This window comes from Novosphingobium sp. YAF33 (assembly GCF_052113265.1).
Taxonomy (GTDB): Bacteria; Pseudomonadota; Alphaproteobacteria; order Sphingomonadales; family Sphingomonadaceae; genus Novosphingobium.
In genome coordinates this window covers 20,045-45,408 of record NZ_JBFRCW010000015.1, presented here as the reverse complement: position 1 = coordinate 45,408, position 25,364 = coordinate 20,045, and the positions used below count along the sequence as shown (strand labels likewise).

The 25,364-nt window shown below is 66.1% G+C and carries 26 protein-coding genes; 12 read left to right on the top strand and 14 right to left on the bottom strand.

The features are described from left to right. The first annotated feature begins 51 nt into the window (after window positions 1-51). Window positions 52-687, top strand: coding sequence for a (d)CMP kinase (locus tag AB4Z00_RS22680; protein WP_442047345.1), 636 nt, complete (start codon window positions 52-54; stop codon window positions 685-687). 27 nt (window positions 688-714) lie between these two features. On the opposite strand, the gene AB4Z00_RS22675 is transcribed toward AB4Z00_RS22680, so the two are convergent. After that, window positions 715-1,458 carry an aspartyl/asparaginyl beta-hydroxylase domain-containing protein gene (locus AB4Z00_RS22675; RefSeq protein WP_442047344.1) on the bottom strand — a complete coding sequence of 248 codons (744 nt, stop codon included), beginning with the start codon at window positions 1,456-1,458 and terminating at the stop codon, window positions 715-717. A gap of 409 nt (window positions 1,459-1,867) precedes the next feature. Between AB4Z00_RS22675 and rpsA the strand changes: the two genes are divergently transcribed. Beyond that, window positions 1,868-3,580, top strand: a complete 1,713-nt coding sequence (rpsA, locus tag AB4Z00_RS22670; RefSeq protein ID WP_132263657.1) for a 30S ribosomal protein S1 — start codon at window positions 1,868-1,870, stop codon at window positions 3,578-3,580. A gap of 164 nt (window positions 3,581-3,744) precedes the next feature. Next, on the top strand, window positions 3,745-4,515 hold the full coding sequence (gene gloB / locus AB4Z00_RS22665) for a hydroxyacylglutathione hydrolase (protein WP_442047343.1): 771 nt from the start codon (window positions 3,745-3,747) through the stop codon (window positions 4,513-4,515). A gap of 44 nt (window positions 4,516-4,559) precedes the next feature. On the opposite strand, the gene purT is transcribed toward gloB, so the two are convergent. The 10 genes from purT to AB4Z00_RS22615 form a co-directional block, all read right to left on the bottom strand. Then, window positions 4,560-5,726, bottom strand: a complete 1,167-nt coding sequence (purT, locus tag AB4Z00_RS22660; RefSeq protein WP_442047342.1) for a formate-dependent phosphoribosylglycinamide formyltransferase — start codon at window positions 5,724-5,726, stop codon at window positions 4,560-4,562. Window positions 5,727-5,757: 31 nt separating this feature from the next. Further along, a complete protein-coding gene (mgtE, locus tag AB4Z00_RS22655) occupies window positions 5,758-7,116 on the bottom strand; it encodes a magnesium transporter (protein WP_134095384.1) in 1,359 nt (452 codons plus the stop codon). Window positions 7,117-7,397: 281 nt separating this feature from the next. Then, window positions 7,398-8,006 (bottom strand): F0F1 ATP synthase subunit B family protein, encoded by a 609-nt coding sequence (locus AB4Z00_RS22650; protein ID WP_207912823.1) that lies wholly within the window; start codon window positions 8,004-8,006, stop codon window positions 7,398-7,400. Next, window positions 7,999-8,493, bottom strand: coding sequence for a F0F1 ATP synthase subunit B family protein (locus AB4Z00_RS22645; protein WP_442047341.1), 495 nt, complete (start codon window positions 8,491-8,493; stop codon window positions 7,999-8,001). Before AB4Z00_RS22645 ends, AB4Z00_RS22650 begins: the two co-directional genes overlap by 8 nt. Before the next feature lie 98 nt (window positions 8,494-8,591). After that, the gene (locus AB4Z00_RS22640; protein WP_007013775.1) at window positions 8,592-8,816 is read right to left on the bottom strand and encodes a F0F1 ATP synthase subunit C; all 225 of its coding nucleotides are present in this window, start codon (window positions 8,814-8,816) and stop codon (window positions 8,592-8,594) included. A gap of 40 nt (window positions 8,817-8,856) precedes the next feature. Continuing rightward, window positions 8,857-9,642 carry a F0F1 ATP synthase subunit A gene (locus tag AB4Z00_RS22635; protein WP_021233351.1) on the bottom strand — a complete coding sequence of 262 codons (786 nt, stop codon included), beginning with the start codon at window positions 9,640-9,642 and terminating at the stop codon, window positions 8,857-8,859. Between the two features lie 53 nt (window positions 9,643-9,695). Further along, complete coding sequence (locus tag AB4Z00_RS22630; protein ID WP_134095383.1) at window positions 9,696-10,016, bottom strand: AtpZ/AtpI family protein; 321 nt, start codon at window positions 10,014-10,016, stop codon at window positions 9,696-9,698. A gap of 409 nt (window positions 10,017-10,425) precedes the next feature. After that, window positions 10,426-10,821 (bottom strand): YdbL family protein, encoded by a 396-nt coding sequence (locus tag AB4Z00_RS22625; protein WP_431566726.1) that lies wholly within the window; start codon window positions 10,819-10,821, stop codon window positions 10,426-10,428. Further along, complete coding sequence (locus tag AB4Z00_RS22620; RefSeq protein WP_442047340.1) at window positions 10,821-11,108, bottom strand: YnbE family lipoprotein; 288 nt, start codon at window positions 11,106-11,108, stop codon at window positions 10,821-10,823. Before AB4Z00_RS22620 ends, AB4Z00_RS22625 begins: the two co-directional genes overlap by 1 nt. Then, window positions 11,105-14,335 carry an intermembrane phospholipid transport protein YdbH family protein gene (locus tag AB4Z00_RS22615; RefSeq protein ID WP_442047367.1) on the bottom strand — a complete coding sequence of 1,077 codons (3,231 nt, stop codon included), beginning with the start codon at window positions 14,333-14,335 and terminating at the stop codon, window positions 11,105-11,107. Before AB4Z00_RS22615 ends, AB4Z00_RS22620 begins: the two co-directional genes overlap by 4 nt. Window positions 14,336-14,379: 44 nt before the next feature. On the opposite strand from AB4Z00_RS22615, the gene radC reads away from it, so the two are divergent. The 3 genes from radC to AB4Z00_RS22600 all read left to right on the top strand — a co-directional run bounded on the left by radC (window position 14,380) and on the right by AB4Z00_RS22600 (window position 17,136). After that, window positions 14,380-15,141: a RadC family protein gene (radC, locus tag AB4Z00_RS22610; protein WP_442047366.1), complete on the top strand. Its 762-nt coding sequence runs from the start codon at window positions 14,380-14,382 to the stop codon at window positions 15,139-15,141. A 1-nt stretch (window position 15,142) separates the two neighbouring features. Then, window positions 15,143-15,895, top strand: coding sequence for an NRDE family protein (locus tag AB4Z00_RS22605; RefSeq protein WP_442047339.1), 753 nt, complete (start codon window positions 15,143-15,145; stop codon window positions 15,893-15,895). A 128-nt stretch (window positions 15,896-16,023) separates the two neighbouring features. Continuing rightward, window positions 16,024-17,136 carry an endonuclease/exonuclease/phosphatase family protein gene (locus AB4Z00_RS22600; RefSeq protein WP_442047338.1) on the top strand — a complete coding sequence of 371 codons (1,113 nt, stop codon included), beginning with the start codon at window positions 16,024-16,026 and terminating at the stop codon, window positions 17,134-17,136. Window positions 17,137-17,157: 21 nt separating this feature from the next. Here AB4Z00_RS22600 and AB4Z00_RS22595 read toward each other — a convergent pair whose 3' ends face one another. After that, window positions 17,158-18,243, bottom strand: coding sequence for an alpha/beta fold hydrolase (locus AB4Z00_RS22595; protein WP_442047337.1), 1,086 nt, complete (start codon window positions 18,241-18,243; stop codon window positions 17,158-17,160). Between the two features lie 369 nt (window positions 18,244-18,612). On the opposite strand from AB4Z00_RS22595, the gene purB reads away from it, so the two are divergent. The 4 genes from purB (at window position 18,613) to AB4Z00_RS22575 (ending at window position 22,082) form a co-directional block, all read left to right on the top strand. Further along, window positions 18,613-19,926, top strand: a complete 1,314-nt coding sequence (purB, locus tag AB4Z00_RS22590) for an adenylosuccinate lyase (protein WP_134095376.1) — start codon at window positions 18,613-18,615, stop codon at window positions 19,924-19,926. A gap of 92 nt (window positions 19,927-20,018) precedes the next feature. After that, window positions 20,019-20,378 (top strand): lipopolysaccharide assembly protein LapA domain-containing protein, encoded by a 360-nt coding sequence (locus AB4Z00_RS22585; RefSeq protein ID WP_134095375.1) that lies wholly within the window; start codon window positions 20,019-20,021, stop codon window positions 20,376-20,378. A 4-nt stretch (window positions 20,379-20,382) separates the two neighbouring features. Then, entirely contained in the window at window positions 20,383-21,060 is a 678-nt protein-coding gene (gene pyrF, locus AB4Z00_RS22580) for an orotidine-5'-phosphate decarboxylase (protein ID WP_442047336.1), read from the top strand. A gap of 263 nt (window positions 21,061-21,323) precedes the next feature. Next, a complete protein-coding gene (locus tag AB4Z00_RS22575) occupies window positions 21,324-22,082 on the top strand; it encodes an SIMPL domain-containing protein (protein WP_442047335.1) in 759 nt (252 codons plus the stop codon). Window positions 22,083-22,104: 22 nt separating this feature from the next. On the opposite strand, the gene AB4Z00_RS22570 is transcribed toward AB4Z00_RS22575, so the two are convergent. Further along, a complete protein-coding gene (locus tag AB4Z00_RS22570) occupies window positions 22,105-22,530 on the bottom strand; it encodes a DUF4019 domain-containing protein (RefSeq protein ID WP_442047334.1) in 426 nt (141 codons plus the stop codon). A gap of 58 nt (window positions 22,531-22,588) precedes the next feature. Between AB4Z00_RS22570 and AB4Z00_RS22565 the strand changes: the two genes are divergently transcribed. After that, window positions 22,589-23,230, top strand: coding sequence for a phosphoribosylanthranilate isomerase (locus AB4Z00_RS22565; RefSeq protein ID WP_314464478.1), 642 nt, complete (start codon window positions 22,589-22,591; stop codon window positions 23,228-23,230). Window positions 23,231-23,410: 180 nt separating this feature from the next. Here the strand turns inward: AB4Z00_RS22565 and AB4Z00_RS22560 are convergent, their stop codons facing one another. Then, window positions 23,411-23,878: an outer membrane protein gene (locus AB4Z00_RS22560; RefSeq protein ID WP_132263700.1), complete on the bottom strand. Its 468-nt coding sequence runs from the start codon at window positions 23,876-23,878 to the stop codon at window positions 23,411-23,413. Window positions 23,879-24,122: 244 nt separating this feature from the next. Here AB4Z00_RS22560 and trpB point away from each other — a divergent pair, with 244 nt between their 5' ends. Beyond that, on the top strand, window positions 24,123-25,364 hold the full coding sequence (gene trpB, locus AB4Z00_RS22555; RefSeq protein ID WP_132263702.1) for a tryptophan synthase subunit beta: 1,242 nt from the start codon (window positions 24,123-24,125) through the stop codon (window positions 25,362-25,364).

Sequence of the window (25,364 nt, the reverse complement as noted above, 5' to 3'; positions counted from 1 at the left end):
CGGCTCGACCAGCCCCTTGCCTTGGCCGCGCCAAGCCGCCAAGAGCCCGCGATGATCATCGCCGTCGACGGACCCACCGCATCGGGCAAAGGCACTATCGCCAAGGCCCTCGCAGAGCATTACGGCCTGCCCCACCTCGATACCGGACTGCTTTACCGCGCCGTCGGCCGCCAGTGCTTCCTCGACGGCGGCAATCCCGACGATCCGGTGGCCGCCCTTGCCGCATGTGCCTTTCCGGACGCATTCCTGAACGACCCGGAACTCCGTTCGGAAGCGAGCGGCGGCCTTGCAAGCCGCGTCTCGATCCACCCCGCGGTGCGGCAGGCCCTGTTCGAACGCCAGCGCAGCTTCGCCACGCAGGCCGGCGGTGCCGTGCTCGACGGGCGAGACATCGGCACGGTGATCGCGCCCGAGGCGGAGGCCAAGCTCTTCGTGACCGCTTCGGTGGAAGCCCGCGCCCAGCGCCGCCATCTCGAAATGGAGGCGCAGGGCCGCGATGTCTCGCTGGATGAGATCGCCGCCGACTTGTCCGCCCGCGACGCCCGCGACCGCGGCCGCAAGGACGCCCCGCTGGTGGCGGCAGATGACGCCGTGCTGCTCGATACGTCCGACCTCGGCCGCGACGCAGCAATCGCCGCGGCCATCGCCGCGGTCGAAGCGCGCGCGCGCCGATCGCCAGCTCTTTGACATCGAGGGCCTCTGGAAGGCGGGCCTTCAATCCCGCGCGCGGTTGCGCCAGCGCTCGACCCCGGCCCGGGCGTCCTGCACGAAGCGCGAACGCCGCACGCCTTCCAGGAACAGGTTGCCCACGATCCACCCTACGGGACCGACCGGGCGCTTGAACTGCACGAGCAGGACGATGCGCGTTTCTTCGCTGTCATTCCTCACTTCGTGGTTGAAGACATCATCGAAAACCAGACACTTGCCTTCCTGCCACTCCAGCCAATCGTCGACCACGCGCATCCGGCACTCCCCGGATTCGCGCGGCACCTGGATGCCGAGGTGGCACGTCAGGAACGCCTTCGAGACGCCGGTGTGGGCCGGCAGGTGCGTCCCTGGAACGAGCACGGAAAAGAATGCCGAATTCAGGCCGGGTATGCGCGAAATCAACTCGGCCGTACGCGGACAGGCCCGGCAATTGGGCTCGTCCCGGTAGCGATAGCCGACCAGGAAGTAGGACCGCCAGCGCCCGGCCGGAGCGATGCGCCGATGGTCGGGTGAAATCGTCGCCAGTGGTGGAACTTCCTCCAGGTCCTGGAGCACGGCCGCAGCTTCCTCGCGGATGGCCTCCCAGTTGTCTTCCAGCAGGCCGGTCCAGCGGAAATTCGCCGGATCGTGAACCGGCACGTCCGGTGCGCGCGAACTGCGGGCAATCCAGCGGTTCGTCCTGGGCTGCATCCATTTCCCGAAACGCAGGATCCAGTTCGGCTTCGGGACCAGCGCCTTGCTGGGGGCCATCGTTGCATCGAGTCTGTCTGGGATCGGTGACGTAGCGTGCTCGGCCATGAAGGCTCCTCGAACGAAGTGTCCCGCGCTCCCCCATATCTCAGGCCGAAGGTCAGGACAGGGCGGGACAATGGCGCTTTTCCGAGGCGGCCACAAGACGGCCGCCCTGCCCGGTTCCGACGGACCGCCGCGATCCGTCGGCGAACCGGGCGGGCCGGCATTTTCCTTGCATTTTGGCGCCCCGGCGCGTAGGGGCCGCCGGTCTGGAAAGCCCTTGCGCTGAAAGGACGCTGCGGCAGGCATCCGGCCCCCGTGGCAGTACGGCCCTTTTGGCCCGCCGCCCGCATGGTGCGGACGCGCGGAGGAAAGACCGGCGGATTCAACCGCCTGGCCGGAAATACGTGAACAGGAAAGACCTTTAATGGCTAGTTCTGCCAATCCGACTCGCGACGATTTCGCGAAAATGCTCGACGACCAGCTCGGCGGCGTCGCCGACGACGGCTTTGAAGGCCGCGTGGTCAAGGGCACCATCACCGCCATCGAAAACGACAAGGCCGTCATCGACGTTGGCCTCAAGAGCGAAGGCCGCGTGCCGCTGCGCGAATTCGCGCGCGGTGAAGGCGAGCATGGCCTGAAGGTCGGTGACGAAGTCGAAGTCTACGTCGACCGCGTCGAGAACGCCGACGGCGAAGCGATGCTGTCGCGCGACCGCGCCCGCCGCGAAGCCGCGTGGGACAAGCTCGAAAACGAATTCGGTGAAGGCAAGCGCGTCGAAGGCGTGATCTTCGGCCGCGTCAAGGGCGGCTTCACCGTCGACCTCGACGGCGCCGTTGCCTTCCTCCCCGGCTCGCAGGTCGACATCCGCCCCGTGCGCGACGTCACCCCGCTGATGGACGTGCCGCAGCCCTTCCAGATCCTGAAGATGGACCGTCGCCGCGGCAATATCGTCGTGTCGCGCCGTGCCGTCCTCGAAGAAACGCGCGCCGAACAGCGCAGCGAGCTGATCGACAAGCTGAGCGAAGGCCAGGTCATCGAAGGCGTCGTCAAGAACATCACCGACTACGGTGCGTTCGTTGACCTCGGCGGCATCGACGGCTTGCTCCATGTCACCGACATGAGCTACAAGCGCGTCAACCACCCGAGCGAAGTGATCGCCATCGGCGACACCGTGAAGGTGCAGATCATCCGCATCAACCAGGACACCCAGCGCATCAGCCTCGGCATGAAGCAGCTGGAAAGCGATCCGTGGGAAGGCGCAGCCGTCAAGTACCCCGTGGGCGCCAAGCTCACCGGCACCGTCACGAACATCACCGAATACGGTGCCTTCGTGGAACTGGAAGCCGGCATCGAGGGCCTTGTCCACGTTTCGGAAATGTCCTGGACCAAGAAGAACGTCCACCCCGGCAAGATCGTCTCGACCTCGCAGGAAGTCGAAGTGGTCGTTCTCGAAGTCGATTCGGACAAGCGCCGCATCTCGCTCGGCCTCAAGCAGGCTCAGCAGAACCCCTGGGAAGCCTTCGCTGAGAAGCACCCCGTCGGTTCGCAGGTTGAAGGCGAAGTCAAGAACGCCACTGAATTCGGCCTGTTCATCGGTCTCGACGGCGACGTCGACGGCATGGTCCACATGTCGGACATCGCCTGGGGCATCTCGGGCGAAGACGCGCTGGCTCTGCACCGCAAGGGCGAGCAGGTTTCGGCCGTTGTTCTCGACGTCGACGTCGAGAAGGAACGCATCAGCCTCGGCATGAAGCAGCTTGAGCGTGGCGCTCCGGCCGCTGGCGGCGTTGCCGCAACCGGCGGCAGCTCGCTGCGTCGTAGCGAAGTCGTCACCGTCACCGTTCTCGAAGTTCGCGACGGCGGCCTGGAAGTCCAGGCTGGCGACGATGGCGCCACCGGCTTCATCAAGCGTTCGGACCTCGGCCGCGACCGCGACGAGCAGCGCCCCGACCGCTTCCAGGTCGGCCAGAAGCTCGACGCCATGGTCACCGGTTTCGATCGTTCGAAGAAGCCGAACTTCTCGGTCAAGGCCCGCCAGCTGGCCGAAGAGAAGGAAGCCGTGGAACAGTACGGTTCGTCGGACTCGGGCGCTTCGCTCGGCGACATCCTCGGCGAAGCCCTCAAGAACCGTTCGTAAGAACGCTTCCGGGCTTCACCGCAAGGTGAACCATCAAAGGCCCGTCCGGAGCAATCCGGGCGGGCTTTTGCTTTTCCGGCGGTCGCCATCGCGCGCGCCCTTTGCTTCCAGGCTCTTTCGCGCACCGCTTCGAAGGCTTACATCGCCCGGCAAGGAGACGCCCGATGCTCGAAGTTCACCAGTTCCCCTGCCTCAGCGACAATTACGGCTATCTGCTGCACGATCCCGTCAGCGGGGAAACCGCCTGCATCGATACGCCCGATGCCGATGAGTACCTCCGCCAGGCCGGGCACAAGGGCTGGCAGATCACGCAGATCTGGAACACGCACTGGCATCCCGACCACGCCGGCGGCAATGCGGCGATCAAGGCCTGCACCAATTGCACGATCACCGCTCCGCTGGACGATGCCGGGAAGATCGAAGGCGTCGACCGGACCGTGTCTCAGGGAGAAGTCGTCACGCTGGGCAACTGGAAGGCCCATGTCATCGACGTAGGCGGCCATACCATGGGCCATTGCGCCTACTACCTACCCGAGGCGCAGATCGCTTTCGTCGGCGATTCCGTCTTTGCGCTGGGCTGCGGGCGCATGTTCGAAGGTCAGCCCGCGCAGTTCTGGGCGAGCCTCCAGCGCATCAAGGCGCTGCCGGTCGACACGATGCTCTACTGTGCCCACGAATATACCGCGGCGAATGCCCGCTTCGCGCTCCATGCCGATCCGGACAATGCCGAGTTGGCCGCTTATGCCGAAGACATCGCGCGCGCGCGCGCGGCGGGCCTGCCCACGGTCCCCACCAAGCTAGGCCGCGAGCTGCTGACGAACCCGTTCCTGCGCGCAGACGCCCCCGCTATCCAGGCGCGGTGGGCGCCGGAGGGCGAGGCCGGGGATGCCGTGGCGACCTTTGCCGCGCTGCGCGAGGCCAAGAACACCTTCTAGCGGCTGTTTCGCGGAGGCAGGGATTTCCCCTGCCCCGCATAGTGCTATTCGTAGACGATCCGCAGTTTCGCGGCGGCTTCCGCAGCGATCCGCCGCGCTTCATCGGTGTCGCTTGCCAGCGCCAGGGCAACACCCATGCGGCGATAGGGCCGCGTCGTGGGCTTGGCGAAGACCCGCAGGTCCACCTCGCCGCCCGGCGTCCCCAGGACATCCGCCATTCCCTCGTAGGCGAAAACCTCGGCCTCGCGGTCGGCCAGGATCACGGCCGAGGCGCTCGGGCCGCGAAGGGTGACTTCGGGGACTGGAAGGCCCAGGATGGCCCGCGCGTGCAGATCGAACTCCGAAAGGTTCTGCGAGATCAGCGTGACCATGCCGGTGTCGTGCGGGCGCGGCGAGAGTTCGGAGAAGATCACGTCTTCGCCTTTCACGAAGAACTCCACGCCGAAGATGCCGTAGCCGCCAAGATCGTCCACGACCTTGCGCGCCATGTCCTGTGCCGCGGCGATCGCCGCGGGCGCCATGGGCGTCGGCTGCCAGGATTCCTGGTAGTCGCCGCGTTCCTGCCGGTGGCCGATCGGCGGGCAGAACGACACGCCCTCGCGGCTGCGCACGGTCAGCAGGGTGATCTCGTAATCGAAATCGACGAACTCCTCGACGATCACCCGGGCCCGGTCGCCGCGCATGTTGGCGACGGCATAGTCCCAGGCCTTCTCCAGATCGGCCGCATCGCGCACGGTGCTCTGGCCCTTGCCCGAAGAGGACATGACCGGCTTGATCACGCAAGGCAGCCCCGTGTGCTCGGCGCCGGACAAGACTTCGCCCAGGTTCTCGGCATAGCGATAGCGCGAGGTGCGCAATCCGAGTTCGGTCGCGGCCACTTCGCGGATGCGGTCGCGGTTCATGGTCATCTGCGTTGCCCGCGCCGATGGCACCACGCAGAAGCCTTCCGCCTCCACTTCCGCCAGCACTTCGGTGCGGATGGCCTCGACTTCGGGCACGATGAAGTCCGGCCGGTGCTTCTCGATGGCGGCGCGCAGCCGCTCCCCGTCAAGCATCGAGAAGACTTCGAAAGCATCGGCCACCTGCATCGCCGGCGCGCCCTCGTAAGCATCGCAGGCCACGACCTCGCAGCCGAGCCGCTTGGCCGAGATCACGAATTCGCGCCCCAGTTCGCCCGAACCGAGCAGCAGGATCTTCGCGGTGAATGGCATGGCGGCCGGTCCTTTCGTTTGGCTTTGCGCCCTAGAGCAGCGTCCCGGAGAGAATCGCAAGAGCGATGGTGAAATAGATCACCAGCCCCGTGACATCGACCAGGGTCGCGACGAACGGTGCGGAGGCGCTGGCCGGATCGAAACCGAGCCTTTGCAACAGGAACGGCAGCATGGATCCGGCCAAGGAGCCGAAAGTGACGATCCCCACCAACCCCGCCGAAACGGTCGTGGCGATCAGCATCCAGTGGCTGCCATAATCATAGAACCCGAGCGCCTGCCAGGCCGCGATCCGGGCGAAGCCGACCGCACCGAGGATCGCACCCAGCACTAGCCCTGCAGGGAGTTCGCGCAAGGCGACGCGCCACCAGTCGCGCAGGCGGACCTGCCCCATGGCGAGCGCCCGGATGATGAGCGACGTCGCCTGGCTGCCGCTGTTACCGCCCGAACTCATGATGAGCGGAATGAACAGCGTGAGCACGACCGCGCGCGCCAGTTCGTCCTCGAAATGCTGCATCGCGCTGGCCGTGAGCATTTCCGAAAGGAACAGCACACTGAGCCACCCTGCCCGCTTGCGGATCATCTCGAAGAACCCGGTCTCCAGATAGGCCCGGTCCAGCGCCTCGACGCCGCCGAATTTCTGCACATCCTCGGTATGTTCGGCGACGAGTGCGTCAAGCACGTCGTCCACGGTGACGATGCCCAGAGGTCGTCCGGCATCGTCGACCACCGGCAGCGCCAGCAGGTCATGACGGCGGATCAGATCGGCCACGACCTCGCGGTCGGTGTCGGGCGTGACGGTGACCGGCTCGCGGTCGCGGGCAAGGTCGATCGCGGGCGAATCGGGCGCCGCGGCGATCAGGCGGCGCAGCGAGATCGTGGCTTCGAGGCGGCCGGCCTCGTCCATGAGGAACACCGAGTAGACGGTCTCTCGGCTGCGTTCGACCGTGCGGATGAGATCGAGCACATCGGCCACGCTGGCCGAAGCCCGCGCCGCGACGAACTCCGTCGTCATCATGCCGCCTGCGCTGTCCTCGGGCCATGCCAGGAGGCTGCGCAGCGACGAGCGCACTTCCGGGGCCAGTGCCGCCAGGATCTGCGCGGCCACGCCCTCATCCATCTCGGCCAGGACGTCCGCCGCGCGGTCCTCGGCCATTTGCGCCACCAGATGAACCGCACGCGGCAGCGGCAGCAAGGCCAGAGCTTCGGCAGCGCCGGTGAATTCGGGGCGGTCGAGCGTCGCCACGGCGCGCACGTCGGCCATGCGGCCAAGCTTGGCGGCGGCCGCCTCGGGCGGCAGCGCCTGAAGCATCTCGACGATATCGGCAATATAGAGCCCGCGCTTGGCGGGACGGGCACCGGCAGTCACGCCGGCGAGGAGGTCGTTCACCATCATCACACCTTTCGTCCGCACGACCCGGGCGGACGACGGCCAGCGAGAACTAGCGGACGACCTCCGGGCGTGCGGTCCTACTGGAACTGTCGCTTGACATGTCCTCGCTTCCTGAAACACCGCAGCAACATTGGCTGCGCGGTCGTCGCTCTGATCCCAAATGCGCGGGGCGTCAACTGCCGATCGGCGCCATGCCGCCCCTAACGTGACCGCAATCGGGACACAAAAAAGCCCCCGCGCAGCGCGCGGAGGCTTTTTTGTTCGATAGCGAACCGGCGGTATCAGATACCGGCGATCGCCTGGTCGACCAGCGCCTTGTCGGCATCGACCGAGTGGTTGGCGCGGATCAGCCCGCTGGCGGCAGCCGCCGCAGCAGCAGCAGCCTGCTGGCGCAGTTCGGTAACGGCCGCGCGTTCGACGGCGCCGATCTTGTCCTGCGCCATCTTTTCGCGGCGGGCGATCACGTCCGTCGTGTCGGCCTGGGCCTTGGCGACGATCGTTTCCGCCTCATGACGGGCATGCTCGAGCAGAGCCGCGGCGTCCTTTTCGGCACCGGCGATCTTGTCGGCATATTCCTTGCGCAGGGCTTCCGCCTCGGCGCGAAGGGTCTTGGCCTCTTCGAGCTGCGCCTTGATCTCGGCGATCTTGCCGTCGAGACCGCCCGAAATCATCTTGGGCAGGCCCTTCCAGACCATGATCGCCAGGAGCACCAGCATCGAGGCGCTGACGACCGCGACCGGCGGGGCGACGCCCAGCAGCAGCGGTTCGGCATGATGCTCGACGCCCTCGTGGGTCTCGGCACCCTGGGTTCCGGCCATCTCGGCAGCCTCGTGCGAGGTGCCTTCGGCAACGACGGTGTCCGTGGTGGACAGCTGCGTGTTGTCAGCCATGGACCAGGTTCTCCTTCACGGCGGAACGAACCGCGCCATCGTCGAGAGTCAGGCCGGCGATGCGGCTGACGATCTCGCGCGTGGCGTCGGCGGCGACGTCCTCGATCTCCGCGGCAGCCGAACGGCGAGCCTGGGAAATGCGGGTTTCGGCTTCGGCGAGCGTGGCGTCGATTGCAACCTGTGCGGTCGCGAGACGCTCCGTCGTGACGGCAGCGGCCTTGGCGCGGGCTTCCGCGATAAGGGTCTGCGCCTCGGCGCGGTTGGCGTTCTCACGCTTGCGCCAGGCTTCCTCCTCCGCATCGGCCTGAGCGCGAGCGCGTTCGGCGGCGGCGAGGTCGTCGGCAATCTGCTTGTCGCGCTGCGCAACCGTATCCATGACCTTGGGAACCATTCCCCGTCCGACGACGAAGAACGTGAAGCCGAAGAAGATCAGCATCCAGAAGATCTGGCTGGAATAGGTCGCGGCTAGCTGTGCGATCTGAGGCATGGGTCAGCCCTGTCTCGAAGTGGCCGGTAGAATTCTTGCGTCCTCTCCGGCCGCCGTACCAAAGGGTTCGGGCAGCCGGAGGGGATCAGTGCGCGCGATCAGGCGAAGATCAGCAGCGCGGCAACGACGAACGACAGCAGGCCGAGAAGTTCGGCGCCGGCGAAGCCGATGAAGAGGCGGCCCTGCTGGGCGTCCGCGGCGCCCGGATTGCGCAGTGCGCCTTCGAGGAACTTGGCGAAAACGCTACCCACGCCGATCGAGGCGAGGCCGCAACCGATAGCAGCGAGACCGGCACCAAGCAGCTTTGCAGCTTCTGCGTCCATTTCAAAAACTCCCTTTGGAAAACTCGAGTGAGACTGAAAATCAGTGAAGGTTCTCTGCGTCGTTCAGATAGACGCAAGTGAGAAGAGCGAAAACGTAGGCCTGGATGCCGGCGACGAGCAGCTCGAGAGCGCAGATGCCGACCATCAGGATGAAGCTGGGCAGCCCGGCGATGGCGAAGAGGCCGATACCGGCATTGCCCGAGCTGATGACGAAGCTCGAAAGAACCTCAAGAAGGACGTGGCCGGCCATCATCGCAACAAAGAGACGCAGGCCGAGGCTGAACGGGCGCACCAGGAAGGAGATCAGTTCCACGCAGAAGATCAGCGGGATCATGATGACCGGAGTGCCGTGCGGCACGAACAGCGAGAAGAAGTGCAGCTTGTGCTTCGCGAAACCGACGATCAGGACGATTGCGAAGGAAAGCACCGCGAGAACGCCCGTGGCCGAGAAGTGGCTGGTGAACGTAAAGGCATGGAGGCCGATCACGCCCAGCGGCAGCAGGCCGAGGAAGTTCGCGAAAAGAATGAACATGAAGAGCGAGAAGATGTACGGAACGTACTTCTTGCCGCCGGGGCCGACGTTGGCAGCCAGCATGCCGTCGATGAAGCCGGTGAAGCTTTCGACTGCCATCTGCCAGCGGCCGGGAACGAGCTGGCGCTTCATGCCGCCAGCGACGAAGAACGCCAGCGTCACGGCGGCGATCGCCATCCACAGCGTGCTGTTGGTGAAGGCGATGTTGTAACCGGCGATGCTCCAGCCTTCCGAGCCGAACAACGGCTGGATGCTGAACTGGTGCATCGGATCGACCTTCGCTTCGGCTGCCACGCGAATATCCCTGTCGCCAATGAACGACAGCGCCCTTACTCACCCCCCTTGGGTCAATCCGGGCGCCGGTTCGAATTCCTGATAATATTCCTGAAGGCGACGAATATTCCTGCGAACATCATCACCATCAGACCCCAGGGCGATGTTCCGGCGAAGTGATCGATCACCCAACCAAGGAACAGACCACCGGCAACCCCGCCGAGCAAGTCGGCCAGGACGCGGTTTCCGGCACGATAGGCATCGTCCGTTTCCGCACCCGCGACCGGCTTTTGACGCTTCACCTCGCGCTCACGAAGGGCTTTCAGCCGATCGTCCAGCGTATCGAGGCGCGCATCTTCGCCAACAGGTTCCCGTGCGGACGGCTCGTCGTTCATGTCAGGTTCCTCCTCCAGGAAAGGATGACGCGTTCAACGGCTGCCCGCCGAGGGCGCCGACCCCTTAGGGTGGGGCTATTCCCGAGTCAACCATGGCGGGACGCGCACGGCAACAGTTGTTCACACGGATACCCGTATGCCCAAGTGCCGAACAGGGCTGGAAAATGGGGCTGGGCCGGCAATACCGCAAGGACGATACCGAAGAAATTCCTCGCAAAAACCACAGCCGCGTCCCGCCCCGGTCAAGCGGCGCGGCGACTTGTCGGTTCAGCGTCGCAGCGCCGTCGTGAAAGAGACACACGAAAAAGGGCGGCTGGATGTCCAACCGCCCTGTCGGGTTCTGCTTTTGGGCCTTCGGCCATGCTCGCTTTCGCCCGGCGCCATTCGGAGGCCGCGCAGGCGCCGCCGATCACGGGCAGCGGGCGTCGCGCTCGGGCGCTCCGGCGCCGCGGGTTTTCCACGATCCGTCGGGCGCCTGGTACTTCTCGCCAGGCTGGGTCTGCGAGATCAGACGGCACGCGGTGGCGAAGGCATATTCCTCGATGGTGCTCTTGCCCGCCGCCTTTTCCGTGTAGATGGCGCGGCGCTTGTTGTTCAGGTCGCGTACCATCGCCTGGACCGCGGCGGACTGGCCGCCGATGACGCCCAGATAGCCGTCCTTCTGCTCACCGACCTGGCCCGCAGAGCGCGCTGCCGCATATGCGGGATCGCGGCCTTCCTGCGCCAGCGCCATGCTGCCGCCGCCAAGAGCCAGGGCCATTGCGCCGATCAGGCCGACGGGTCTGCTGAAAACGGTCTTGCTCATCAGAATACGCCTTCGTTTTCCTTGATCGTGTTCTCCGCATCCTGGGAGAGACGATAGATCACTTCCTGCCTGATGTTGATGTTGAGCTCTATCACGATCGGCTTGTCGGGCGCCGTCACGTTGACGCAGCCGGCAAGGGCCGATCCCAGGCCCATCATCATCATCACGGCGCATGCGGCGCGCCGGCCGGACCGGGAAGCAAGCTGCTGCGCGAAATATCGTACCGGACTCATCATCGCCGGGCTTGTCGCAGCCGGAGTGCTTCCGGTCAATTCCAGGGCCTTCATGGATTATTCTCGCTGACTGGAGGCTGAATGGTGGCTGGCGCGGGACGAATCGAGTTCGGGTCGTTCGAGAGCTGGCCCTGCACCGGAAGCTGGTTGGGGATTCCCAGGGTGCGTGGATCGGTCAGGTAGGTCGGATCGTAAAGCGAGCGCATCGAGCCGAAGAGGCTGAAGAACGGCGCCTTGATCTTGACGATGAACCGGATCGGCAGCTTCGCCACCTGCCGCGTGAGGAAATTCTTGTCTGCAGACGAGCCCTGGCTGAGCCCGTCGAAAGCGATGCGCGTCAGGATGTCACCCGAGATCGAGCCGTTCAGGCCGATCTCCATGTGCTTGTAGTCGACCGACTTGAGCGCGCCGAAGGCGAAGTTGCCCATGGCCGACAGGTCCTTGTAGGTCAGCGCGCCGAGATAACTGACATTGCCGCCCGGATCGCGCGAGGCCAGGTAGCCGTCGACGATGCGGCCACCCTGCTCGTCGAAGACGATCGGCACTTCGCCGTCGAAGACGCCGCTGGCGTTGATATTCGTCAGTTCGAGATGCTGCACGAACGTCGCGGCGTCGAGGCCGCGGACGTTGAGCTTGTAGTGCCGCGTCTCGGAGGCACCGATTCGCATCGTCGCCGGATCGAGCGTGAGCGTGCCCGACATGAAAGGCCACTTGGCGCCGTTGATCCGCAGCAGATAGCCCGGCTCCATCTGGAAGCCGACGACACCGTCATTGACTTCGATGCCCGGGTTGACCGAGGCGATCCTGAGCTGCTGGTCCGGCGCGGTGACGAAACCGAGCAGGTCGCTGAAAACCACGTCGCCGCTGAGGCCCTTCACCGGGCCGAAGGCGGCGGCGAAGTCCAGGCCGTCCGAGGAGAACCGGCCGGTGCTGGTAACGCCGCGCTCGTTCCAGTCAATCCGACCCGTGCCATGGAGCGAACCGCGCAAGTCCGAAACGATGCCGAGCAGCAGCGGAGAGAGCGCTTCGGCCTGAAGGTCCTTGTCGAAAGTGATGCCAGCCACGCTCAGATCGGCATGGCCGCTGGTCTTGCCGAGGTCGTGGACAATGTCGGCGCGAACCACCTCGTGGTCGCTGCTGGGCTCACGCATGACGGCCTGCGCGGTGATGACATTCTTTTCCAGCCGCAGGCTGCCGTCACGGGCGATCAGCGGCTGGAAGCGCGGCACCGCCTGGCGGTCCACCAGAGTGAAGCGTGCCTGGTCGATCGCGAGGATACCCCCGGCATAGCGCCAGTTGCCCGCGGTCTGCCGCAGATCGAGCGGAACGGCCGCGAGCCCGATGTCCGCTTCGTCGAAAGTGCCGCCGATATCCTTGCCCACTTGCGCATCGAGGCGGGCGAGCTTGAAACGCGACGGCGCATCTGCAGGACCGAGAGCGACATCGATGCCCTTGGCGGTCAGCGCGCCGGGCCGACCCGCCAGCTGCGCATAGCCCAGCGGCCCGCTGGCGATCCGGATCGGCGTCTGGCCGAGCCGGCCCGACACGTCGAGATTTGGGACGCCTAGCGCAATGTCGAGCCCGCTGCCCCGGTTGCGCAGGATCGCGCCGCCGGGCGCGGGGCAGACTTGCAGGCTGCGCCGCTCCAGCGTCAGGTTCGCAAAGGCGAGGCTGTCGAAACCGATTTTCGTGCAGGCGTTCCAGACCGCCAGCGCGCCGTCGGCGCCCCAGCGCCCGTCGATGGGCAGGACGAGACCTTTCGCGGCGCCGCCCGGCAGGGCGCCGGAGAGCCGCGCCTCGCCGGCAAAGCGCATGGCGCCGTCGGGCGATTGGGTGAGCGCGAGGTGCGGCATGGCCAGGCGCGAATCGCCGGCGGCATATTCGGGCATGGCCACCTGCAGCGCGAGGCGTCCGCGCGCATCGCTTTCCATGCGCCCGGAGATCTGCGGCAGGCCCTGCCCGCCGCTCGCGAAATTGCCGGTCACGACCGGGCGGCGGCCGCTGTCGGTCTCGGCGCCGAACTGCGCCTGCACGCGTGAGAGCGTCAGCAGCGAGGCACCGCTGGTGCCGTGCAGGTTGCCGCGCGGCACCACCAGGGTCAGGCCATCCTGCCCACGGCGCAGCACCAGGTTGGCGGAGAGCGTGCTGGCGCGGGTTTCGCGTGCCAGGGCGGTGCGGAATTGCCGGGCCAGTGGCGCGGCCAGCGTGCCCTCCCCGGACTGGACTGCCTTGGCGAGCAGCGAATCGACCGATTCGCCGATCGCCAGCCGCTTGCCGCCAATGTCACCCTCCAGATCGAAGCGGGCGAGACCGTGGCTGGAACGCATCCGGCCATCGAATCCCAGCTCTCCGATTCGCGCCTGCGCAGTGGCGACATCGCGCGCGGCGGCCTTGAAATTCGCGTTGAGTGCCTCGCCCCGATATGTGAAGCGGCCCGATCCGGTGAGCGCGGCGAGGCGATTTCCCGCCATCCGCAGGGCGCCGCCTTCAAGGCCGAGGCGGCCCTCCCCACCGTCCAGCCGCCGGTCGAGCACGACATCGAGCTGCATCCCGCTGGCGGCGAGTTGCAAGTCGCGCGCGCGGCAGGTCACGCCGCCGGTTCGCAGCGGCCCCTTGAAGCGCGGACGCTCGCCGGAGATGGACAGCTTGCCGTAAAGCGTGGCGCGCCCGGTCTCGCAGCCCTCGACCGCGAGGCGGGGGGACACCACCGCCAATTCGCCGCCGAAACCGCCGCGCAGTCCGCCCGCGCCGGTCAATTTCGCGGCCAGGCGGCCATAGTCGCTTTCGATCAGCGCGCGCCCGTCCACCACGGCCACGTCGAGGTCGGGCAAAGGGTGGTCCTTGTCACCGCCGCCGCTTGCCAGCGCCTTGTCGAGCGCGCCCAGGCTCAGCTTGCCCTGATGGAGCGCACCGAACAGACGCGGGCGAACGACGGTGATCCGGCCGATGCCCGGCCAGCCCCAGGTCAGCCGGGTGGCGACGCGCAGTTCCTCGATCGTGAGGTCCGGATGCTTCGGATCGCCGATCACGAGATTGCGAATCACCTGCTCCGAAGGGCCGATGCGAACGATCCGGTAAGTGGCCGGCAGGCCGAGCTTGTGCAGCTGGTCGGCAATGATGTCGTCGGCGATGTCCTTGCGCCAGGCCCAGGCGCCCGCAAGTCCTGCCCCCACCACGGCCAGCATGCCCAGCGCCGCCACGCGCCGCCCGAGGCGACGGGCCGGCTGCGGCAAATCCGCCGGTACGGTAGGTTGGTCCTGCTGCTGCGACATCCGGTCCATCACTTGCGCTTGCCTTCCGGGAAAGGCAATTGTCTGTACGCGTTATGCCCGAGCAAGACCGTCTCTTCGATGAACCTGTAGCCCCGGCGGGCCGCGATTCCGCGTCCGTCGTCGCGGCGGTCGGCCCCGATGCCGGGAACGACCCCAGCGGTCACCGCGCAAGGCTGAGAAAGCGGTTGGTCGAAGGCGGGGCGGAAGCTTTGGGCGATCACGAGGTGATAGAACTCCTGCTGATGCAGGCCGTTCCCCGCCGCGACATGAAGCCTCTGGCCCGCAGCCTGATCCATCGCTTCGGCTCGCTCGCGGCCGTGCTTCAGGCCGATCCGCGCACGTTGGGCGGCCATCCGGGCATGGGTGAGGCCAGCGTGGCCGCGCTGCGCGTGGTGACCGTGGCGGCCACCCGCCTCGCGCGGCAGACAGTGCGCGAGAAGCCGGTTATCGGCTCGTGGCAGGCGCTGATCGACTATCTGACGATCGACATGGCGCACCTGACGCTGGAACGCGTTCGCGTGCTTTATCTCAATGCCAAGAACATGCTGATCCTCGACGACCTGGTGGGCGACGGCTCGATCGACGAAGCGGCGATTCACCCGCGCGAAGTGATTCGCCGCGCGCTGGACATCGGCGCCACCGCCCTCATCCTCGTGCATAATCATCCCTCGGGTTCCCCCCAACCCAGCCGCGCGGACATCGAAGTCACCAACCGCATCGCCGAAGCCGGAAGGCTGCTGGGGGTCTCGGTGCACGATCATGTCATCATCGGCCGCGAAGGCCATGTCAGCCTGCGCGCCAAGGGCCTGATCTGAAATGTGTGTCGCCGCCGTCGCTTGGCAGGCCCATCCGGACTGGCCGCTCGTGGTCGCCGGCAATCGCGACGAATTCCACGCACGCCCCTCGGCGCCGCTTTCGCCCTGGCAGGACGGCAGCGGAATCCTGGCCGGTGCCGACTTGCTGGGCGGCGGGACATGGCTGGGCGTGACGCCATCGGCGCGCATGGTGCTCGTCACCAATTACCGAGTGCCGGAAGGCTCGGTTCCGGGCCGTCCTTCGCGCGGCAAACTCGTCACCGACCTGCTGGAAGACCGCGAGCCGGAACCCGTCGAGACGATGAACCCGTTCAATCTCGTCGAAGTGAACGGCACCAATGCCCGGTTCCTGACCAATTATCCGCAGCGCGAATCGCGGCCTCTCGCCCCCGGCATTCATGGTCTGTCCAATGGCGGCTTCGACCGGCCCTGGCCCAAGACCCTGCAAGTGGCGCAGGCGGTTTCCGCATGGCTGGCAGACGGGCAAGCCGATCCCTCCCCCCTGCTCGGCGCCTTGCAGGCGGAGACCCCGGGCATGGCCCCCGGCCATGCCGAAAACGGCCCCGAGCCGCGCTTCGCCCCGGTCTTCATCCGCGATCCGCTCTACGGCACCCGCTGCTCCACGGTCATCGCCGTGAACCGCACCGGCGCCGGCATGATCGTGGAGCGCAGCTTCCACCCGGACGGTTCGGCCTCGGGCGAAGTCCGTATCGATTTCGACTGGTCGCCGGTGCTCTCGCAAGGCCCGAACTAGGCAAGGGCCCCGGGCAATCCCGCGCCCGCCGATCGTCGCCGCATCATGGACTTACTGGCGCCTTTTGCATAAGTTGGGCCGGTCTCCGGCGGTTCGGCGATCGATTGCGACAGGGATTATCCAACCGCATGACGCTTCAATGTCCGGTTCTGCTGCGCGCCCTGCCCTTTTGCGCGGCGCTGCTGGCGAGCGGCTGCAACACGATGGCACCCCCCGTGGCGCAAGTGGCTTGCACGGCCACGCAGCAGCCCCGCGTCGTCCTGTCCGCCGATGGACGGAGCGCCACCACCACGCTCTCGGTGCTCACTTTCAATATCGAAGGGCTGTCCTGGCCCGCGCGCAGCGGGCGCAAGCCTTCGCTTGAGGAGATCGGCAGGCATCTGGCCAGGATGCGCGCCGCCGGCACCGCGCCCGACGTGGTGCTGTTCCAGGAGATGTTCAGCGACGCCGCCAAGCGCGCAGTGGCCTCTGCCGGCTATCCCGCGCTCGATTCCGGCCCGCGCCGGACCACCCGCGCACGCGGTTCCACCAAGGAACGGCTGCCCGGCAATTCCAGCCTCAAGCGCGGCGAGATCGGCATCCACGTCTTCGGCAGCGGCCTTGCCATCGCCTCGCGCTACGCGATCGTCGATACCGAGCGCCGGGCCTATGGTCGCAAGTCTTGCGCCGGGTTCGACTGCCTGTCGAACAAGGGCATCGCGCTCGCAAGGATCGACGTGCCGGGCGTGCCCACCCTGATCGACGTCTACGACACGCACATGAACTCGCGCGGCGCTTCCGGCGCGCCCGCGGCGCGCAACCTGGCCGCGCACGACCGGCAGGCCCTGGAAGCCTCGGAATTCATCGACCGCACCCATGACGATGCGACGCCGGTGATCTTCGGCGGCGACTTCAACATGCGCCACTCCGAACCGCGCTGGGAGAATTTCTCGCGCTATCAGTCGCTGAACCTCGTGCACCGCACCTGCTCGCACCCTGGCTCGGGCTGCGATGTGCAGATGTCGTGGGACGGGGACGAACCCTGGATGGATACGCAGGACCTGCAGTTCTACTGGAACGGACAAGCCGTGGAGATCCGCCCCATCCGGGTGCAGGCCCTGTTCGACGGGCGTCCGGACAGCCCGCAGCTGTCCGACCATGACGCCTTCCTGGTCACTTACGAACTGCGCTGGAAGGCTTCCGAGACCCGCGCGCCGGGCTGCCGGACGATCCCCGGCGCGCTGGCTCCGAATCCCCGATAGGACCTTCGCGCCAGCTCTTCTTCAGGGTGCCGGCGAAGACAGGATCTCCAGCAGCCTGGCCCCGAACACGTCCGGCGCTTCTACCTGCGGAGAATGCCCGTAGTCGGGGAATTCGACGATCCGCGCGGAAGGCATGGCCGCCGCCGCCTGTGCCGCGATCTGCGGGATGGGTTTCAGCTTGGCCTTGATCTCGGCCGGGGCCTGACCCTTGCCGAAGACCGTCGTGTCACGCATGCCGATCATCAGCGTCACGGGAACGCCGAGACGACCGAACTCGTGGCTCACCGGCTGGGTCAGGATCATCTCGGAGGTCTTGGCCTGCGCCAGTTCCGCCGCATCCTGGTCAGGCGTGGCATATTGCCCCGCCAGCATCTTCACCCACCGATCATAGCGCGGGTTCCAGTCGCCATGATAATACGTGTCGAGCTGATACTGGCGCATTTCGGCATAGCCCTTGGCGCGCTCGCTGGCCAAGAGCTTGTCCAGCGGTGCGTAAGGCACGCCTTCCGCCATGCGGTCGACGAGGCCCAGCGGATTGACCAGCACCAGCCGCTCCACCGCCTGCGGGTACATCAGGGCAAAGCGCATCCCCAGCATGCCGCCGGTCGAGTGCCCCAGCACGATGGCCTTTTCCAGGCCCACTTTCTCCATGAGCCGGTGCGTGGTGTTCGCCATCATCGCGAAACTGTATTGCGCGGAGGCCGGCTTGGAGGACTTGCAGAAACCGAGCTGGTCGGGGATCAGCACCCGGTATCCCGCCGCCAGCAGCGTTCGCGCGGTGTCTTCCCAGGTCGCGCCGCAGAAATTCTTGCCGTGCAGGAGGACCACGGCGTGGCCGTTGGCCTTGTCGGGCTGCACGTCCATATAGGCCATGGCGGCTTCTTCGGCGCCCAGATTCAGCTCCATGGTCTCGACTTTCCAGGGATAGGGAAAGCGTTCGAGATTGGCGCCGAATTCCTCCAGCTTGATGTCCTGGGTGCTCAGGACCGGCGCGGCCAGCGCCGAGGGCACGGCTTTCGGGTCGGCGGCGTCCTGGGCATGGCCCGCGCCGATGCCGGCGCCGAAGAAACAGGCCGCGGCAAAAATCGTCGAGAGCGCGCGAGGCATCGCTGGTCCTTTCGTGATCGACAGGGTGCCGCATGAAACCGATGCGACCATAGCGCCTGACGGATCGGATGGCTCCTGAGAAATCGGAAAACCGTGGTTCTACAATCGCTCCGCCGCCAAACTTATCGTCTGCGGGATGCCGCTTCGCCTTGCCGGCTTTCGATTCGTGCAAGCGGCGGTACCGTTCGCAGTATTGCCTCCCTGGTTCCCGCAACGCCCCGAATTCCGCCAGCTTCGCCGTCCGGCCCGGCGGATTCTTTCGGCCTTTCCCGGCCGCGCACCCTTGCCTTTGTCGCAAGCCCGCCGTAGCGGCACCGCCATGAGGCCGGGTCAGCGCCGGGTCGAGTCAGGTCACTCAAGGAGTCGAACATGGTCCCCCGTTACGCCCGCCCCGCAATGACCGCGATCTGGGAACCCGAAGCCCGCTATCGCATCTGGTTCGAGATCGAAGCCCACGCCGCCGTGAAAATGGGCGAGATGGGCACCGTGCCGGAAAGCGCCGGCAAGGCGCTGTGGGACTGGTGGGCCACCAATCCCGTGATCGACGTTGCCGCCATCGACGCCATCGAGGCCGTGACCAAGCACGACGTCATCGCCTTCCTCGACTGGGTTGCCCAGCAGGTCGGCCCTGAAGCCCGCTTCATGCACCAGGGCATGACCAGCTCCGACGTGCTCGACACCACGCTGAACGTGCAGCTGGTCAAGGCCGCCGACATCCTGCTGGCGGACCTCGACGCCCTGCTCGCCGCGATCAAGCGCCGCGCCGAAGAGCACAAGTATACCCCCACCATCGGCCGCAGCCACGGCATCCACGCCGAGCCGGTGACGTTCGGCCTCAAGATGGCCGAAGCCTATGCCGAATTCGCGCGCTGCAAGACGCGCCTGATCGCCGCCCGCGAGGAAGTCGCCACTTGCGCGATCTCGGGCGCCGTCGGTACGTTCGCCAATGTCGATCCCGCCGTCGAAGACTATGTTGCCGACAAGCTCGGCCTCGCGGTCGAGCCGGTCTCCACCCAGGTCATCCCGCGCGACCGCCACGCCATGTTCTTCGCGGTGCTGGGCGTGATCGCAAGCTCGATCGAACGCCTTTCCATCGAAGTGCGCCACCTTCAGCGCACCGAAGTTCTGGAAGCCGAGGAATACTTCTCGCCCGGCCAGAAGGGCTCGTCGGCCATGCCGCACAAGCGCAACCCGGTGCTGACCGAGAACCTCACCGGCCTGTCCCGCGTCGTGCGTTCGGCCGTGGTTCCGGCCATGGAAAACGTGGCGCTCTGGCACGAGCGCGACATTTCGCACTCTTCGGTCGAGCGCTTCATCGGCCCCGACGCGACGATCACCCTCGACTTCGCACTGGCGCGCCTCACCGGCGTGATCGACAAGCTGCTCGTCTATCCCGAGCGCATGCAGAAGAACCTCGACCGCATGGGCGGCCTCGTCCACTCGCAGCGCGTGCTTCTCGCCCTCACCCAGGCCGGCCTCAGCCGCGACCAGTCGTACCGCCTGGTGCAGCGCAACGCGATGAAGGTGTGGGAATCGGACGGCCAGCTCTCGCTGCTCGAACTGCTCAAGGCCGATGACGAAGTCACCGCCGCGCTTCCGGTCGAAGTGATCGAGGACAAGTTCAACCTCGACTATCACTTCAAGCACGTAGACACGATCTTCGCGCGCGTTTTCGGGAACTAAGCTTCCAGCCGACACTTCCCATGCCTCGCAATCGCGCTTAAGCATCCAGCGCGATTGCGAAAGGTCTTGGTGCACGAATTGCCGGAGGGAACATGAACATAGTCCGCACGGTGCTGTGGATCGCGATCACCGCGATCCTGGTCGCTTTCATCGCCATGAACTGGACCAGGGTGCCGGTGAACTTCTGGCCGCTGGACGATGCCAACTACGTCCATTTCGAATGGCCGGTCGGCGTTGTCGCACTCGTCTTCTTCGTGCTGGGGATGGCCCCCGTCTGGCTGTACCTGCGCGCCGTGCGCTGGCGCCTCCAGCGCCGCATCGCCAGCCTCGAAAACTCCCTTCGGGCCAACAGCGTGCCTTCCACGGTTCCGGCCGTCCCGGAATCGGCACAGGGCGCGCATCTTTTCACGCCCGAGCCCACCTCACCTTCCAAATCCTCTCCGGAACTCTGAGATCATGAACAGCAATCCCGTCTACCTCGCCCTCGACCTGCCCCACCTCGACGCCGCCGAGGCGCTGGCGCGAAAGGTCGCCGGGCATATCGGCGGGATCAAGCTGGGTCTCGAATTCTTCTGCGCGCACGGTCATCATGGCGTTCACGAGCTGCACAAGCTCGGCCTGCCGATCTTCCTCGACCTCAAGCTGCACGACATCCCCAACACCGTGGCCGGCGCCATGCAGGCGATCCACGTCCTGGAGCCTTCCATCGTCACCATCCACGCCGCCGGCGGCCGTGCCATGATGGAAGACGCCAAGGCCGCCGCGGGCGAGAACTGCAAGGTCGTGGCCGTCACCGTACTGACCAGCCTGGACGGCGGCGACCTCAATGCCATCGGCGTGAACGCGGAACCGCACGAGCAGGCGCTTCGCCTGGCGGACCTGGCCCATTCGGCAGGGCTCGACGGCATCGTCTGCTCGGGCCATGAAGTGGGCGCGGTCCACCAGCAATGGAAGGACGGCTTCTTCGTCGTCCCCGGCCTTCGTCCCGACGATGGCCGCAACGGCGACCAGAAGCGCATCATGACCCCGCGCGCGGCGCGCGATGCGGGCGCCAGCGTGCTCGTCATAGGCCGCCCGATCAGCCGCGCCGAAGATCCCCTCGCCGCCGCGATCGCGATCGAAGCGACGCTCTGATGCAGGAGCGGTGCGGCCCGTCGAATGCCGCACCGCACCTGACCCAGCCGGACACCGACAAGAACTGACTTGGCCCGTCAGCCCGCTTCTGCGGAAGTACGGAAAGACAAGGCCGTGTCCGTTGCACACCGGGATCGCAAGCCACCGGCGCGGCACACCTCCTGCTCGAAACCTTTCACGGCGCAAAATGCACGGTTCAGCGCCGGGCAACCTCCCTCCCTCCAGATCGTTGAACCGATCAATTGGACGGAGAGTGCGACCTCATGAAATCCCTGAACCTGCTTGCCGTAACGACTGCCGCGCTGGCCTCGGCCGTGGCTGTGCCCGCCATGGCCCAGGACACGGGCCTCGTGCCTGCCATCGCCGCGGGCCATACCCTGCTGACCGTCAACGCGCAGGGTTCCTCCACCCGCACGCCCGACATGGCCGGCTTCTCGGCCGGGGTGACCACGCAAGGCGCCACGGCCAGCGAGGCGCTCAATGGCAATTCCACGCGGATGAACCAGGTCATCGCCTCGCTGAAGCGCGCGGGCGTGGCGGACAAGGACATCCAGACCAGCAATCTCAGCGTCAATCCGGTCTACGCCCAGCCCAAGCGCCAGCCCGACGGCAGCTATGTCGACGGCCCGCGCGAGATCGTCGGCTATGAGGCCAGCAACACCGTGGGCGTGCGCCAGCGCAAGCTCGACGACATGGGCAAAGTGATCGACGCGCTCGTCAAGGCCGGCGCCAACCAGGTCAACGGCCCCAATTTCTCGCTGTCGCAGCCCGATGCCGCGCAGAACGAGGCGCGCGTCGCGGCCATCAAGGAAGCCCGTGCCCGCGCCGAACTCTATGCCGGTGCTGCGGGCATGCATGTCACCCGCATCGTCTCGATCAGCGAGAGCGGCGGCTATTCGCCCGCCCCGGTGATGTACCGCGCAAAGGCGGCGATGGACTCGCTGGCCTCCGCGCCCCCCGTCGCGGCCGGAGAGCTGGAAACCAACGTCAACGTCACCGTACAGTTCGAACTGGCGCCCTGATTCGCAGAGGCGCCTGCCCGGCTCAGTTGAGCATCATGTCCTGCGACTGGATGTTGTAGCCGGTCAGCGCCACCTGGCCTTCGTCACTCTTGCGATAGACGAACTGTTCGACGCCCGACCCGCGTTCGAACTGCGTCTCGTACGTCAGGGTGACGAAGGTGCCGCCAGTGGTGGCATTGGCGTTCCAGCCCACCTGCTTGGTCCCCTTCACTTTGCCGAGCTTGCGCTGCACGGCTTCCAGCGCCTTGGCGAGCTGGTCGTGCTCCGGACCCTTGCGCAGCGCCGGATCGGTCTGACGCCAGATCGGCTGCAGGTTTCCGGCGTCCATCGCCTGGTGGAATTTCGCCACTTCGGCTTCGGCGTCCTTGAACGACTCCTTCACGCCGCAGCCCGCCAGCATTGCGGCGGCGACAAATGGCACTAGATAGCGGCCGACCCGTCTCGACATTTGGCGGTTCATCCTGTCCCCCTTGGTTCCGGGACGCAATCTAGGCCGGAAAAACGACATGCCAACTGCCGCGATCAAGATCTGCGGGATAAGCACGCCCGACGCACTCGACGCAGCGATCCGCGCGCGCGCCGCCCATGCCGGCTTCGTGTTCTTTCCCAGGAGTCCGCGCAACGTCACGCCGGCGCAGGCAGCGCTCCTGTCGGAGCGGGCGGAAGGGCGGATCGGCCGGGTGGGCCTGTTCGTCGATGCCGACGATGCGACGATCGGCGAAGCCGTCGCCAGCGCACGGCTCGATGCCCTTCAGCTTCACGGCAGCGAAAGTCCCGCCCGCGCAGCGCAGCTTCGCGCGCAGTTCGGGATTGCGGTGTGGAAAGCGCTTTCGGTCGCCACGGCGGAAGATGCGGCCAGGGCCGCCATTTATGCCGGAGCCGTGGATCTCGTGCTGTTCGATGCCAAGACACCCAAGGGCAGCCTGCCCGGCGGCATGGGCCTGAGCTTCGACTGGAATCTCGTGGCGAACTGGAAAGGCCCCATCCCCTGGGGCCTGGCGGGCGGCCTGAACCCGGAAAACGTCGCAGAGGCCGTGCGGCTGACCGGCGCTCCGCTGGTGGACACCTCTTCGGGCGTCGAGAGCGCACCGGGCGTCAAGGACCTCGACCGGATCGCCGCTTTCGCGCGCGCCTTGCAGGCGTCCTGACCGCAACCTGCCGGATCGCGGCGCGGCCTGGCGCGGCGCGATCACGCGCGGAGGGCATGCAAAGAGAAAGGGCGGCCCCTCATAGACCGCCCTTCCCTGGCTTACGCTCCTTGCAGAGCGAATTCCCTGTGCCGGCTCCGGCCTGACGAACTCGGTAGCTGCGTCAGGCCGGAAATCCGATCAGAACTTTACGCCAACGCCAACCAGGCCGACGTCTGCGTCGGGGGTGTTGTCGCCAACCAGCAGGTGCTTGTATTCGACCTTGCCGTAGAAGCGGTCGTTGAGCGACTGCTCGAGACCACCGCCGACGGCAACGGCGCTGTTGCCGTACTTGGCGAACTTCGACTGCCAGGTCGAGTTGGCGTAGAGCTTGGTGGTCGGGGTGACCTTGAAGCCGGCGCGGCCGCCAACGCCCCACGAAACGCGGGTGTCGTCGGTCAGGATCTTGTCAGCCGAACCTTCGACGCCCACGAAGAACTTGTTGCCCAGGTCGTAGTCGTAGCCGACTGCGACGCCTGCAACTGCTTCGCTGTCGCTGCCGTCCCAGATGATGCCGGTGCGGGCTTCGACGCGCGCTTCGTTGGCGAGAGCGGGGGTGGCGGCGGCCACGGAAGCAACCGCAGCGAGCGAAACGAGTGCAATACGCATATTTTTAAACTCCAGAATGTCCCGGCCCTCACCGGGAGCCGCCCCGCTGCTCCCCCCAACCTTTCACCCAGATGAACGAAATAATTCATAATTGCCCCGAAACGTCACGAAACTGCCACTTACAGACATTATCTTGCCATTGCAGGTGCGCCTGTTGCATGATTTGCAATTGAAAACGGGTTGGCGCACCCCAAGGAAGCAAGGCGCTGGACTTGCAGGTCGCGCTCTGCCAATCGCCCGTTTCATGACCGCACCGACGCCCGTGAACAGTTTCCGCTCCCTGCCCGACGAAACCGGCCATTTCGGCCAGTTCGGCGGTCGCTACGTTGCCGAAACGCTGATGCCGCTGATCCTCGATCTCGAGAAGGAATACCGCAAGGCACAGCAGGATCCGGCGTTCTGGGCCGAGTTCGATGCGCTGATGAAGGACTTCGTCGGCCGCCCCAGCCCGCTCTACTACGCCCCGCGCATGACCGAGCATTTCCGCGGCCTCGCGCCGGCCGGAAAGGGCCCGAAGATCTACTTCAAGCGCGAAGAGCTGAACCACACCGGCGCGCACAAGATCAACAATTGCATCGGCCAGATCCTGCTGGCCATCCGCATGGGCAAGAAGAAGATCATCGCCGAGACAGGCGCCGGCCAGCACGGAGTCGCCACGGCCACCGTCGCCGCGCGCTTCGGCCTGCCCTGCAAGATCTTCATGGGCGCCAAGGATATCGAGCGCCAGAAGCCCAACGTGTTCCGCATGAAGCTGCTGGGCGCCGAAGTCGTCTCCTGCGAAAGCGGATCGCAGTCCCTCAAGGACTCGATGAACGACGCGCTGCGCTACTGGGTCGCGAACGTCCACGACACCTTCTACATCATCGGCACCGCCGCCGGCCCGCACCCCTATCCGGAACTGGTGCGCGATTTCCAGTCGATCATCGGCAAGGAAGCGCGCGAGCAGATGCTGGAGAAGGAAGGCCGCCTGCCCGACATGCTGGTGGCGGCCGTGGGCGGCGGATCGAACGCGATCGGCCTGTTCCACCCCTTCCTCGACGATCCCGAAGTCGCGATGACCGGCATCGAAGCCGCGGGCCACGGCATCGAGACCGACAAGCACGCCGCCTCGCTTACCGGCGGCAAGCCCGGCATCCTGCACGGCAACAAGACCTACCTGCTCCAGGACGAGGACGGCCAGATCACCGAGGCGCACTCGATCTCGGCCGGTCTCGACTATCCGGGCCTCGGGCCGGAGCACTCCTGGCTGCACGAGAGCGGCCGCGTGAACTACGTGCCGATCACGGATACCCAGGCGCTGGAAGCGTTCCAGCTCTGCTGCGAACTGGAAGGCATCATCCCGGCGCTCGAAAGCGCGCACGCCCTCGCCGCGCTGCCGCAGCTGACCGCCGAGATGGACGAGGACAAGCTGCTCGTCGTCAACGTCTCCGGCCGCGGTGACAAGGACATCTTCACCGTCGCCGAAGCGCTGGGCGTGGAACTCTGA

What these genes read in the sequence shown, in the direction of transcription:
- AB4Z00_RS22680 (WP_442047345.1), top strand. Translation starts at nt 52, where the DNA reads ATGATCATCGCCGTCGACGGACCCACCGCATCGGGCAAAGGCACTATC.
- AB4Z00_RS22675 (WP_442047344.1), bottom strand. Translation starts at nt 1,458, where the DNA reads ATGGCCCCCAGCAAGGCGCTGGTCCCGAAGCCGAACTGGATCCTGCGT.
- rpsA (WP_132263657.1), top strand. Translation starts at nt 1,868, where the DNA reads ATGGCTAGTTCTGCCAATCCGACTCGCGACGATTTCGCGAAAATGCTC.
- gloB (WP_442047343.1), top strand. Translation starts at nt 3,745, where the DNA reads ATGCTCGAAGTTCACCAGTTCCCCTGCCTCAGCGACAATTACGGCTAT.
- purT (WP_442047342.1), bottom strand. Translation starts at nt 5,726, where the DNA reads ATGCCATTCACCGCGAAGATCCTGCTGCTCGGTTCGGGCGAACTGGGG.
- mgtE (WP_134095384.1), bottom strand. Translation starts at nt 7,116, where the DNA reads ATGGTGAACGACCTCCTCGCCGGCGTGACTGCCGGTGCCCGTCCCGCC.
- AB4Z00_RS22650 (WP_207912823.1), bottom strand. Translation starts at nt 8,006, where the DNA reads ATGGCTGACAACACGCAGCTGTCCACCACGGACACCGTCGTTGCCGAA.
- AB4Z00_RS22645 (WP_442047341.1), bottom strand. Translation starts at nt 8,493, where the DNA reads ATGCCTCAGATCGCACAGCTAGCCGCGACCTATTCCAGCCAGATCTTC.
- AB4Z00_RS22640 (WP_007013775.1), bottom strand. Translation starts at nt 8,816, where the DNA reads ATGGACGCAGAAGCTGCAAAGCTGCTTGGTGCCGGTCTCGCTGCTATC.
- AB4Z00_RS22630 (WP_134095383.1), bottom strand. Translation starts at nt 10,016, where the DNA reads ATGAACGACGAGCCGTCCGCACGGGAACCTGTTGGCGAAGATGCGCGC.
- AB4Z00_RS22625 (WP_431566726.1), bottom strand. Translation starts at nt 10,821, where the DNA reads ATGAGCAAGACCGTTTTCAGCAGACCCGTCGGCCTGATCGGCGCAATG.
- AB4Z00_RS22620 (WP_442047340.1), bottom strand. Translation starts at nt 11,108, where the DNA reads ATGAAGGCCCTGGAATTGACCGGAAGCACTCCGGCTGCGACAAGCCCG.
- AB4Z00_RS22615 (WP_442047367.1), bottom strand. Translation starts at nt 14,335, where the DNA reads ATGGACCGGATGTCGCAGCAGCAGGACCAACCTACCGTACCGGCGGAT.
- radC (WP_442047366.1), top strand. Translation starts at nt 14,380, where the DNA reads ATGCCCGAGCAAGACCGTCTCTTCGATGAACCTGTAGCCCCGGCGGGC.
- AB4Z00_RS22605 (WP_442047339.1), top strand. Translation starts at nt 15,143, where the DNA reads ATGTGTGTCGCCGCCGTCGCTTGGCAGGCCCATCCGGACTGGCCGCTC.
- AB4Z00_RS22600 (WP_442047338.1), top strand. Translation starts at nt 16,024, where the DNA reads ATGACGCTTCAATGTCCGGTTCTGCTGCGCGCCCTGCCCTTTTGCGCG.
- AB4Z00_RS22595 (WP_442047337.1), bottom strand. Translation starts at nt 18,243, where the DNA reads ATGCCTCGCGCGCTCTCGACGATTTTTGCCGCGGCCTGTTTCTTCGGC.
- purB (WP_134095376.1), top strand. Translation starts at nt 18,613, where the DNA reads ATGGTCCCCCGTTACGCCCGCCCCGCAATGACCGCGATCTGGGAACCC.
- AB4Z00_RS22585 (WP_134095375.1), top strand. Translation starts at nt 20,019, where the DNA reads ATGAACATAGTCCGCACGGTGCTGTGGATCGCGATCACCGCGATCCTG.
- pyrF (WP_442047336.1), top strand. Translation starts at nt 20,383, where the DNA reads ATGAACAGCAATCCCGTCTACCTCGCCCTCGACCTGCCCCACCTCGAC.
- AB4Z00_RS22575 (WP_442047335.1), top strand. Translation starts at nt 21,324, where the DNA reads ATGAAATCCCTGAACCTGCTTGCCGTAACGACTGCCGCGCTGGCCTCG.
- AB4Z00_RS22570 (WP_442047334.1), bottom strand. Translation starts at nt 22,530, where the DNA reads ATGTCGAGACGGGTCGGCCGCTATCTAGTGCCATTTGTCGCCGCCGCA.
- AB4Z00_RS22565 (WP_314464478.1), top strand. Translation starts at nt 22,589, where the DNA reads ATGCCAACTGCCGCGATCAAGATCTGCGGGATAAGCACGCCCGACGCA.
- AB4Z00_RS22560 (WP_132263700.1), bottom strand. Translation starts at nt 23,878, where the DNA reads ATGCGTATTGCACTCGTTTCGCTCGCTGCGGTTGCTTCCGTGGCCGCC.
- trpB (WP_132263702.1), top strand. Translation starts at nt 24,123, where the DNA reads ATGACCGCACCGACGCCCGTGAACAGTTTCCGCTCCCTGCCCGACGAA.